General features: G+C 52.6%; 10 protein-coding genes. 7 read left to right on the forward strand and 3 right to left on the reverse strand.

What is annotated here, in order from left to right:
• Positions 1–16: 16 nt before the first annotated feature.
• Positions 17–895, forward strand: coding sequence for an Hsp33 family molecular chaperone HslO (gene hslO / locus OGX97_RS12980; protein ID WP_100271829.1), 879 nt, complete (start codon positions 17–19; stop codon positions 893–895).
• A 109-nt stretch (positions 896–1004) separates the two neighbouring features.
• Here the strand turns inward: hslO and OGX97_RS12985 are convergent, their stop codons facing one another.
• On the reverse strand, positions 1005–2723 hold the full coding sequence (locus tag OGX97_RS12985) for a DUF4153 domain-containing protein (protein ID WP_100271828.1): 1719 nt from the start codon (positions 2721–2723) through the stop codon (positions 1005–1007).
• A gap of 378 nt (positions 2724–3101) precedes the next feature.
• Between OGX97_RS12985 and pckA the strand changes: the two genes are divergently transcribed.
• The 3 genes from pckA to nadS all read left to right on the forward strand — a co-directional run bounded on the left by pckA (position 3102) and on the right by nadS (position 5513).
• On the forward strand, positions 3102–4724 hold the full coding sequence (gene pckA / locus OGX97_RS12990) for a phosphoenolpyruvate carboxykinase (ATP) (RefSeq protein WP_003023529.1): 1623 nt from the start codon (positions 3102–3104) through the stop codon (positions 4722–4724).
• A gap of 122 nt (positions 4725–4846) precedes the next feature.
• Positions 4847–5164: a type II toxin-antitoxin system RelE/ParE family toxin gene (locus OGX97_RS12995; protein ID WP_279850875.1), complete on the forward strand. Its 318-nt coding sequence runs from the start codon at positions 4847–4849 to the stop codon at positions 5162–5164.
• A 52-nt stretch (positions 5165–5216) separates the two neighbouring features.
• Positions 5217–5513 carry a NadS family protein gene (nadS, locus tag OGX97_RS13000; RefSeq protein ID WP_048236945.1) on the forward strand — a complete coding sequence of 99 codons (297 nt, stop codon included), beginning with the start codon at positions 5217–5219 and terminating at the stop codon, positions 5511–5513.
• A gap of 58 nt (positions 5514–5571) precedes the next feature.
• On the opposite strand, the gene envZ is transcribed toward nadS, so the two are convergent.
• The gene (gene envZ, locus OGX97_RS13005) at positions 5572–6924 is read right to left on the reverse strand and encodes a two-component system sensor histidine kinase EnvZ (protein ID WP_003827658.1); all 1353 of its coding nucleotides are present in this window, start codon (positions 6922–6924) and stop codon (positions 5572–5574) included.
• Positions 6921–7640 carry an osmolarity response regulator transcription factor OmpR gene (ompR, locus tag OGX97_RS13010; RefSeq protein ID WP_001157751.1) on the reverse strand — a complete coding sequence of 240 codons (720 nt, stop codon included), beginning with the start codon at positions 7638–7640 and terminating at the stop codon, positions 6921–6923. Before ompR ends, envZ begins: the two co-directional genes overlap by 4 nt.
• Before the next feature lie 225 nt (positions 7641–7865).
• Here ompR and greB point away from each other — a divergent pair, with 225 nt between their 5' ends.
• From greB to feoA, 3 genes are all read left to right on the forward strand, one after another.
• Entirely contained in the window at positions 7866–8339 is a 474-nt protein-coding gene (gene greB / locus OGX97_RS13015) for a transcription elongation factor GreB (protein WP_003023524.1), read from the forward strand.
• 99 nt (positions 8340–8438) lie between these two features.
• On the forward strand, positions 8439–10772 hold the full coding sequence (locus tag OGX97_RS13020) for a Tex family protein (RefSeq protein ID WP_060682877.1): 2334 nt from the start codon (positions 8439–8441) through the stop codon (positions 10770–10772).
• Between the two features lie 432 nt (positions 10773–11204).
• Complete coding sequence (feoA, locus tag OGX97_RS13025) at positions 11205–11432, forward strand: ferrous iron transporter A (protein WP_003023519.1); 228 nt, start codon at positions 11205–11207, stop codon at positions 11430–11432.
• Positions 11433–11443 lie beyond the last annotated feature (11 nt).

Genomic DNA, 11443 nt, shown 5'->3' on the forward strand with positions numbered 1-11443 from the left:
TGCAAGAGAGATGATTATGCCGCAACATGACCAATTACATCGTTATCTGTTTGAAAACTTTGCCGTGCGCGGCGAGCTGGTGACCGTATCGGAAACCCTGCAACAGATCCTCGAAAATCATACTTACCCGCAGCCGGTCAAAAACGTACTGGCTGAGCTGCTGGTTGCCACCAGCCTGCTCACCGCCACGCTGAAATTTGCCGGTGATATCACTGTGCAGTTGCAGGGTGATGGTCCGCTGAGCCTGGCCGTCATCAACGGCAACAACAATCAGCAGATGCGCGGCGTGGCCCGCATGCAGGGTGATATTCCTGCAGATGCCGATCTGAAAACGCTGGTGGGCAACGGTTACCTGGTGATCACCATCACCCCGGAAGAAGGCGAGCGTTATCAAGGCGTGGTCGGCCTGGAAGGTGACACGCTGGCAGCGTGTCTGGAAGATTACTTCATGCGTTCTGAACAGCTGCCGACACGCCTGTTCATCCGCACTGGCGACGTTGATGGCAAACCCGCTGCTGGCGGAATGCTGCTGCAGGTAATGCCAGCGCAAAACGCGCAGGCAGATGATTTCGATCACCTGACAGCCCTGACCGAAACCATCAAAGCCGAAGAGCTGCTGACGCTGCCTGCCAACGAAGTGCTGTGGCGCCTGTACCACGAAGAAGAGGTTACTCTCTACGATCCACAGGACGTTGAGTTCAAATGCACCTGTTCACGCGAACGCTGCGCAGGCGCACTAAAAACGTTGCCGGACGAAGAAGTGGACAGCATTCTGGCGGAAGAAGGCGAGATCGATATGCACTGCGATTACTGCGGTAGTCACTATCTGTTTAACGCCATGGATATTGCTGAGATCCGCAGCAATGCCTCCCCTGCCGATCCCCAGGTGCATTAATCACTGTCTTGCCTGATGGCACGGCGCTTATCAGGCCTACGGAAAAACTGTCGTAGGCCGGATAAGGCGTTCGCGCTGCCATCCGGCAAAAACGATGTCGGCAACACACTCACTCGGTGTAATAAGTCATCGGCAGTCTTTTGCCATCAATAGTGATATCCCGCCAGATTCTGGGGGCTGAGCCCAGTTGCTGATTCGCCACCGCCTGCAGCAATTTATCCTTATTGAATCCTTCAGGTAGCCTGGCAACAGCTAACAAATCCCATTTGTTTTTTTGCACGCCGAAGACCAGACTCTCCCCATCGCCAAAGGCATATAACACCTGCTCAGGATGACCATCCGCATTGAGGTCCTGACTTACCAGTACGCACGCATTCTGCTCAGCACAAGAGGTGATGCGATACCCCTGTGTTTTGACAAACGCCCAGAACGCATCGTCTGGCTTCTGGCTCCCCGGAGCAATCGCAACCTTCGATACTAACTGTGTTGCGGTTAGCTCTTTAACCGGATCCCGGCGCCCTTGCAGCAGAGAATTCAAGTCGCGTCTGCGTTTACTGTCTTGATTAAACGCCACATCTTTTTGTAATGCTTCCAACGCTGCGCGCCCCGGTTTTCCACTGTGATCCAACATATACAGGCTGACTTGATCCGGTTTAATTTTTCCGCTGTGATACAGCCTCATATGGCTGTTAACGCTGATGCGCCAGGCATCAATAACCGGCGATGACAGCAGAACCAACAGCCCCAACGCCAGCAACGAAACGCCAAGAATGACCAGCCCCTGAAGCTCAAGCGGATTGCGTCCGCGGCGCAAAATGCTGGCCAGATAGCCAAACGACCATACCAGCAGTACCACGACCACCAGCACGCCATACAAACGCTCAGGCGTCCAACCGTACTGTTGTATTCGCACCCACAGTGACCAACCTGCAATCAGCATATAGATGGGCGCGACAATCAGAGAGCATTTGATCAGATAGCGTAACGCGCCAGGATAGGGTAACGCCTCTTTTTGCGGTTCACGCACGATAGCCATCAACAGCAACAGGAGCAGCGTCAGCGTTGACATCAACCCAGCCGCAGACACGCGTTGCGAAATAGCCTCCAGCCCGGTGAAGGGTAAGGTCAGTATGAACATCAGCGCCAACAGCGCGACCAGAGGTAACAGACCGGTGGCGATAAACGTCAGTAATTTTTGTACCGCCGTGACCAGACGCGACTGTGTGCGGGCCAGTACTACTGCCAGTGCGGTAATCAGACCAAAGGCCACATAGCCAAACCAGTCGGTATCAAAGAAGAGCGTGCTGAAGAAGGGAATACCGACCAGCTTAAACATCTCGCTCCATAGCAGGAGCACCAGCCAGAACAAACCGTTGGCGACAAAGACAATCAGCAACGTCAACGCATTAAGCCACAATTGCCGATAAAAATGCGGGTAGCGCGCCTGCTCACGAGAGACATGAAGCGAGTACTGAATCCAGGGCAAAGCAAGCATCGCCATCAGCAGTAAGCGCCAACCGTAGAACATAAAAACTTCATGTTGCCGCCACTTATCACTGTCCTCGACTTGCCACTTTAGCCAGACGCTCATCGCCAGCACCACAACAAAGATCAGCGCCATCCAGTACCACAGCGCGCGTTGTTTGAAAGAAACAACAGTAAGCAAAAGTGCCGAGGTGATCGCAATCGTCGCAGGCATGCCATAAAACAGCCAGCCGTCATTATGGGGCGCCAGATATGTCATCAGCAGATAGCATAATGTCCCCTGCAACAGGCCGATGAATATCATGCCCCAACGCGTCGTACGTGAAATTTCAGCACTATCCATGTCAGTATCCAGAATGAAGGGAAAAGCTAATTATCGCATCAACTTCACAATTTTGAGCATTGATAGAGCGATTTCAGACCACGACGACGGGAAGTGAATCGATATTGTTTATGTATAACCAACGCTCATTTCTTGCGTGAATGCGATTACACTCACAAGATTCCCGCCAAAAACACTCTCCATTAACGTTTTAAGAACATTTTCCACAACAAAAAAGGGTTTCCTGCCATAATATCTGCCTCTTTGTGACAGGAGTCGCAGCGCATTCGGTCGCCCGTGATTTTCCCGGATGCGTAAATCTATGAGCCTTGTCGCGGTTAACAATCCCTAAAAAACCTTACTATTCCAGGTAATACATATTGGCTAAGGAGCAGTGAAATGCGTGTGAACAACAGTTTAACCCCGCAAGATCTCAAGGCTTATGGTATCAATGACGTTCAGGATATCGTTTACAATCCAGACTACGACACGCTTTTCCAGGAAGAACTTGATCCAAACCTGGAAGGTTATGAACGTGGCGTGTTAACGAATCTGGGCGCCGTTGCCGTTGATACCGGTATCTTTACCGGACGTTCGCCAAAGGATAAGTACATTGTCCGTGACGACACCACGCGCGACACGCTGTGGTGGTCCGACAAAGGTAAAGGTAAGAACGACAACAAACCGCTCTCCCCGGAAACCTGGCAGCATCTGAAAGGATTAGTCACCCAGCAACTTTCCGGCAAGCGCCTGTTTATCATTGATGCTTTCTGCGGCGCTAACGCCGATACCCGTCTTTCCGTGCGCTTCATTACCGAAGTTGCCTGGCAGGCGCATTTTGTCAAAAACATGTTCATCCGCCCAAGCGACGAAGAGCTGGTTGATTTCAAACCTGATTTCATCGTGATGAACGGCGCTAAATGCACCAACCCGCAGTGGAAAGAGCAGGGGCTGAACTCCGAAAACTTCGTGGCTTTCAACCTGACTGAGCGTATCCAGTTGATTGGTGGCACCTGGTACGGCGGCGAAATGAAGAAAGGTATGTTCTCCGTAATGAACTACCTGCTGCCGCTGAAAGGCATTGCCTCCATGCACTGCTCGGCTAACGTCGGGGAAAAAGGTGATGTGGCAGTCTTCTTTGGCCTGTCCGGCACCGGTAAAACCACGCTGTCCACCGACCCGAAACGTCGCCTGATTGGCGATGACGAACACGGCTGGGATGACGACGGTGTGTTTAACTTCGAAGGCGGTTGCTACGCGAAGACCATCAAACTGTCTAAAGATGCCGAGCCGGAAATCTACAACGCGATCCGTCGTGACGCGCTGCTGGAAAACGTCACCGTGCGCGAAGATGGTTCCATCGATTTCGATGATGGTTCAAAAACTGAGAACACCCGCGTTTCCTACCCGATTTATCACATCGATAATATCGTTAAGCCGGTGTCAAAAGCGGGCCATGCTACCAAAGTAATCTTCCTGACCGCCGACGCATTTGGCGTGCTGCCGCCGGTTTCTCGCCTGACGGCAGACCAAACGCAGTACCACTTCCTGTCTGGCTTCACCGCCAAACTGGCCGGTACCGAACGCGGCGTCACCGAACCGACCCCAACCTTCTCTGCCTGCTTCGGCGCAGCATTCCTGTCTCTGCACCCAACGCAGTACGCAGAAGTGCTGGTGAAACGTATGCAGGCGGCAGGTGCACAGGCGTATCTGGTTAACACAGGCTGGAACGGTACCGGCAAGCGTATCTCTATCAAAGATACCCGTGCGATTATCGACGCCATCCTGAACGGTTCGCTGGATGACGCAGAAACGTTCCGTCTGCCGATGTTTGACCTGGCTATCCCGACCGAGCTGCCGGGTGTGGACACTCGCATTCTCGATCCGCGTAATACCTACGCATCTCCGGAGCAGTGGCAGGAAAAAGCCAATGCACTGGCGAAACTGTTTATCGAGAACTTCGAGAAATATACCGACACCCCTGCAGGTGAAGCGCTGGTTAGCGCCGGACCGAAGCTGTAATTTTTGATTCGTTATATAGCCCCTTATCCGAAAGGATAAGGGGTTTTTTATTGTGTTTATCTTTTAAAATGTACTCCGTACACCTATAATCTGTACTATCAACCCCATGCGCAGGACGCGCTATGTTCACATTTATTGAGCTACAAGGATTTAGTAAACGCCGTCCGTTACTTTTGCCTGACGATGAGTTTCGCGCCTTTCAAGAGACGCTTATAGAGAACCCTGAGGCTGGAGATACTATCGCTGGTACAGGTGGATTCAGAAAAATTCGCTGGAGCCGCTCTGGTATGGGCAAACGCAGCGGTATTAGGGTTATCTATTACAACGTGACGCGCAAAGGTCGAATCTATCTCGCTTTGCTCTATCCTAAAAATGAACAGGATGATTTAACCGAAGAGCAAAAAAGAGTTTTAATGCACTTATCCAATAAGCTGATTTAATCATGGGAATTTTAATCATCAGGACACCGCTATCCGGTGTGGTGAGGCCAAAATGAAAGACGAATTATTTGCCGATTTGCTGGCCAGTGCAGAAGAAATGGTGCGTATAGAGAAAGGTGAAGAAACACCTAAGCCTGAACATGTACATACCTTTAGCGAAATTGATGTTAAAGCCATCCGCGAAGCAACAGGGTTACGCCAACAGGATTTTGCCATCGCCGTTGGCGTGAGTTATGACCTGGTTAAAAGCTGGGAAACGAAACGACGCCAGCCCACAGGAGCACCCAGAAAACTGCTTTTATTAATTCAAAGAAATCCTTTTATAATTAATCAATTAAAAGCAATTTAAGTCCGTTATTTTACGGCCTATCCCGCAAACAAAAAGGGAGGCATTTTGCCTCCCTTTGTTATGCGTCTTTCGTGTTGCCCGGCGCGCGAGTGAAGGGAACCGGAAGCCATGCACGAATCGACAACCCACCGCGTTCACTGGTACCAATCTCCAGCATACCGTTATGGTTATCAATAATACGCTGCACAATCGCCAGACCCAGGCCCGTGCCGCTGGTACTGCGCGCGCTGTCGCCGCGGACAAACGGCTGGAACAGGTGCTTACGCTGCTCCGGCTTGATGCCCGGACCATCATCTTCTACCTGGAACCAGGCGCGATGCTGCTCCATTCCGCTACTGACCTTAATCCAGCCGTTGCCGTAGCGGGCGGCGTTAACCACCATATTGGCAACCGCACGCTTGATCGACAGCGGGTGCATCTTCACCTGAATGCTGCCCGGCAGCAGCGCAGTTTCGATTTCACGTTCGTAGCCGCTTTCTGCCGCCACCACTTCACCCAGCACCGAGTTCAGATCTGCCATCTCCATTGGCATCTCCTGACCGGTACGCAGGTAATCGATGAACTGCTCGATGATGGCGTTACACTCTTCGATGTCCTTATTGATGGACTCCGCAAGATAACCGTCCTCTTCGCCCATCATTTCCGTCGCCAGACGAATACGCGTCAGCGGGGTACGTAAATCGTGGCTCACGCCCGCCATTAACAGCGTACGGTCATCGGCCAGCTGCTTCACGCCCGCGGCCATATGGTTAAAGGCTCGGGTTACGGAGCGCACCTCTGAAGCGCCATACTCACGCAACGGCGGCGGAATGATACCTTTCCCCACCTGCAGCGCCGCATGTTCAAGATCCACCAATGGCCGGTTCTGGATACGGATAAACAGCCACGCCCCACCGATAGCCAGCAGCATAATCGCTAGCGTATAGCGGAACAGCGGCGAGAAGTCACCCTGATGAATTTCTGTAAGCGGCACGCGTACCCAGATATTGGGCGACAGCCAGGTTTTCAGCCACACGACCGGCGAGCTTTTGTTTACCTCAACGCGGACTTCCGTTGGGCCACCCAGCTGCTGCGCCATCTGATGGCTTAAGAATTCATAGTGTTGCGCCCAACGCAGTCCGGCCTCTTCAGCAGCCTCGTTGGAATAGAGAGAAATACCCAGCTCACGATAAATTTCCCGGCGGAATGCGGGCGGCACCACCAGTTGCGTACCGTCCTCCAGCTGCAGTTTATCGGTCATCAGCATACGAACTTCGTACGCCAGGACCTTATTAAACTGCTGGAGGCTCGGCAGAATCGCGAAGTTCAGCACTACCAGGTATGTCGTCACCAGGCTGGCAAACAGCAAGGTGACGATGAGCAATAACGTGCGGGCAAACGAACTTCGTGGTGAGAAGCGCATTCGCCTCATGCTTTAGAACCGTCCGGAACAAAGACGTAGCCCAAACCCCATACGGTCTGAATGTAGCGTGGATGAGCCGGATCTTCTTCCACCATGCGGCGCAGACGGGAGATCTGGACGTCGATAGAACGTTCCATCGCAGAATATTCACGACCACGGGCGAGGTTCATCAGCTTGTCGCGGGACAGCGGCTCGCGCGGGTGGCTTACCAGCGCTTTCAGTACCGCAAACTCCCCGCTGGTGAGCGGCATCGGCTCATCTTCGCGGAACATTTCACGCGTACCGAGGTTCAGCTTGAACTTACCAAAAGCGATAACCGCTTCTTCCTGAGAAGGTGCGCCCGGCAGTTCATTCGCCTGACGACGCAGAACTGCGCGAATACGTGCCAGCAGCTCACGCGGGTTAAACGGTTTCGGGATGTAATCGTCGGCACCGATTTCCAGCCCTACGATACGGTCAACTTCTTCACCCTTCGCTGTGACCATAATGATCGGCATCGGGTTGCTCTGGCTGCGCAGGCGACGGCAAATAGACAGGCCATCTTCTCCCGGCAGCATTAAATCCAGCACCATCAGGTGAAAGGACTCACGGGTCAGCAGACGATCCATCTGCTCAGCGTTTGCGACGCTTCGAACCTGGAAGCCCTGCTCGGTCAGATAACGCTCCAGAAGCGCACGCAAGCGCATGTCGTCATCGACCACCAGAATCTTATAGTTCTCTTGCATTGTTATTACTCCCAAAGGTTCGCAACAATTAAGTGTATATTCTTAAGAAAGCTAACGTGAGTCACCAGCGAATTCTGGTATGAATTCCAGGCTAAATTGTTACAAAGCATATTAAACAGCAGCTTAAGTATACAATGTTTCTCGCAATACATTATTTATTCTGTTGATATGCTCACGTAATACTAATTGTGCGCATCATCACAGAGTCGAAGGTAAAACAATAAGATGAAAACGCCCCTGATAACCCGTGAAGGGTATGAAAAACTTAAACAAGAGCTGAATTATCTCTGGCGTGAAGAGCGCCCGGAAGTCACCAAAAAAGTTACCTGGGCCGCAAGTCTGGGTGACCGCAGCGAAAATGCCGACTACCAGTATAATAAAAAGCGCCTGCGTGAGATCGACCGCCGCGTCCGTTATTTGACCAAGTGCATGGAGAATCTAAAAATCGTCGATTACTCCCCACAGCAGGAAGGCAAAGTCTTCTTTGGCGCATGGGTTGAGATTGAAAATGACGATGGCGACATCCGCAAATTCCGTATTGTTGGCTACGATGAGATCTTCGGTCGTAAGGATTACATCTCAATCGACTCACCAATGGCGCGGGCGCTATTGAAAAAAGAGGTCGGCGATCTCGCAGTAGTAAACACCCCAGGTGGCGAAGCCAGCTGGTACGTGAATGAGATTGAATACGTGAAGTGAGACCGGAACAATCCGAAGCCCCGGCAGATGGCTGGCATTTTTGCCAGTCAATCCGTATAACTATCCCCTGATTTTTTTATCCTATAGACGAAGCTATCCATGATGAATGATTCTTTCTGCCGCATTATCGCAGGTGAAATTCAGGCTCGTGCTGAACAGGTAGAAGCTGCCGTTCGCCTGCTTGACGAAGGGAACACCGTGCCGTTTATCGCACGATATCGTAAGGAAATCACCGGCGGTCTGGACGATACGCAACTGCGTAATCTGGAAACCCGTCTGGGATATCTGCGTGAACTGGAAGACCGCCGTCAGGCAATCCTGAAATCTATCGGCGAGCAAGGCAAACTGACCGACGATCTGGCGAAAGCGATCAACGGCACGTTAAGTAAGACCGAACTCGAAGACCTCTATCTGCCGTACAAACCTAAGCGCCGCACCCGTGGGCAGATCGCCATTGAGGCCGGACTGGAGCCGCTGGCAGACCTGTTGTGGAACGAACCGTCTCACGACCCGGAAACGGAAGCCGCAAAATATCTCAACGCCGAAAACGGCGTGGCGGATACCAAAGCCGCCCTCGACGGCGCGCGCTACATTCTAATGGAGCGCTTCGCTGAAGATGCTGCTCTGCTGGCGAAAGTACGTGATTATCTGTGGAAAAACGCCCACCTGGTCGCCACCGTGGTAAGCGGTAAAGAAGAGGAAGGCGCTAAGTTCCGCGACTACTTCGATCACCACGAACCGATTTCTACCGTGCCATCCCACCGTGCGCTGGCCATGTTCCGTGGCCGTAACGAAGGCGTGTTGCAACTTTCACTGAATGCCGATCCGCAATTCGATGAGCCACCAAAAGAGAGCCACGGCGAGCAGATTATCCGGGATCACCTGGGACTACGCCTGAACAACGCCCCAGCAGACAGCTGGCGTAAAGGCGTGGTTAGCTGGACCTGGCGCATCAAAGTGCTGATGCACCTCGAAACGGAGCTGATGGGTACCGTGCGCGAACGTGCGGAAGATGAAGCTATCAACGTCTTTGCACGTAACCTGCATGACCTGCTGATGGCCGCTCCGGCCGGGCTGCGCGCCACCATGGGCCTCGATCCAGGTCTGCGTACCGGTGTAAAAGTGGCAGTGGTTGACGGTACCGGCAAGCTGGTCGCGACCGACACCATTTATCCGCATACCGGTCAGGCCGCCAAAGCCGCCGTTGCCGTTGCGGCGCTGTGTGAAAAACACAACGTTGAACTGGTGGCGATTGGTAACGGTACGGCGTCGCGCGAAACCGAGCGTTTCTTCCTCGACGTGCAAAAGCAGTTCCCGCAAGTGACCGCGCAGAAAGTGATCGTCAGTGAAGCCGGCGCGTCGGTTTACTCCGCATCCGAACTGGCGGCGCTGGAGTTCCCGGACCTCGACGTATCTCTGCGTGGCGCGGTGTCTATCGCCCGTCGTCTGCAGGATCCGCTGGCTGAGCTGGTGAAAATCGATCCGAAATCTATCGGCGTGGGCCAGTATCAGCACGACGTAAGCCAGACTCAGTTGGCGCGTAAGCTGGATGCGGTGGTGGAAGACTGCGTGAACGCCGTCGGCGTCGATCTGAATACCGCCTCCGTACCGCTGCTGACCCGTGTTGCTGGTCTGACGCGCATGATGGCGCAGAATATCGTTGCCTGGCGCGATGAGAACGGTCAATTCCAGAACCGTCAGCAACTGTTAAAAGTCAGCCGTCTTGGGCCTAAAGCCTTTGAACAGTGCGCGGGCTTCCTGCGTATCAACCATGGCGATAACCCACTGGATGCCTCTACCGTTCACCCGGAAGCTTATCCGGTTGTGGAACGCATTCTGGCCGCCACCGAGCAATCGTTGCGTGACCTGATGGGTAACAGCAGCGAACTGCGTAATCTGAAAGCCGCTGATTTTACCGACGAACGCTTCGGGGTGCCGACCGTCACCGACATCATCAAAGAGCTGGAAAAACCGGGCCGCGATCCGCGTCCTGAATTTAAAACCGCGCAGTTTGCCGATGGTGTAGAAACCATGAACGATCTGCTGCCGGGAATGATTCTGGAAGGGGCAGTCACCAACGTCACCAACTTCGGCGCATTTGTTGATATCGGCGTTCATCAGGATGGTCTGGTGCATATCTCTTCGCTGTCGAATAAGTTCGTCGAAGATCCGCACACCGTGGTGAAAGCAGGCGACATTGTGAAGGTGAAAGTGCTGGAAGTGGACCTGCAGCGTAAGCGTATCGCGCTGACCATGCGTCTGGACGAGCAGCCGGGTGAAACCAATGCGCGTCGCGGCGGCGGGAATAACGATCGCACTCAGGGTAATCGCCCGACGCCAAAAGCCGCGAAACCACGTGGCCGTGACGCACAGCCTGCGGGCAACAGCGCCATGATGGATGCGCTGGCGGCGGCGATGGGTAAAAAACGCTAAGTTTAAACCCTGTGCCGGATGGTGGTGTAAACGCCCTGTCCGGCCAGGTTATCGCCATTAATTTGCAGGCCGGATAAGACGCATGAGCGTCGCCATCCGGCATATTTAATCCATGCCCCGCTTTGCACCACAATATATTTATCACTTCATTAACAGATGAAACCTTAATTAAACATTAAGATCCCCAATAATTACTTCCTCGAATCACTCGTTTCCAACCAGAATAAATATTGAGGAATATCAAAATTGGCTCAAATTATTATCTAATTGTACATTCCGTCACACTTATTCTATTGATGATAGAAACCATTCTCATTATCATTGATTTGTTGATTATTTACTCTTTCCTTACGTTGGCTAATCATCTGGTCTCATGCCGCCCTGTCGCCCCATGAGGTTATCATCCAGTTAGCGAGATATAAGTAGGTCCCTATGCAATTCACTCCTGACAGTGCGTGGAAAATTACCGGTTTTGCCCGTGAAATCAGCCCGGCTTATCGTCAGAAACTGTTGTCACTTGGCATGCTACCCGGCTCATCCTTCAACGTGGTACGCGTCGCCCCGCTCGGCGATCCTATCCATATCGAAACGCGTCGCGTAAGTCTGGTATTGCGTAAGAAGGATCTGGCGTTATTAGAAGTGGAAGCGGTTTCCTGTTAATACAGTGAGTC

It is taken from the genome of Citrobacter sp. Cpo061 (assembly GCF_030332845.1).
In the GTDB taxonomy this organism is placed as follows: domain Bacteria; phylum Pseudomonadota; class Gammaproteobacteria; order Enterobacterales; family Enterobacteriaceae; genus Citrobacter; species Citrobacter portucalensis.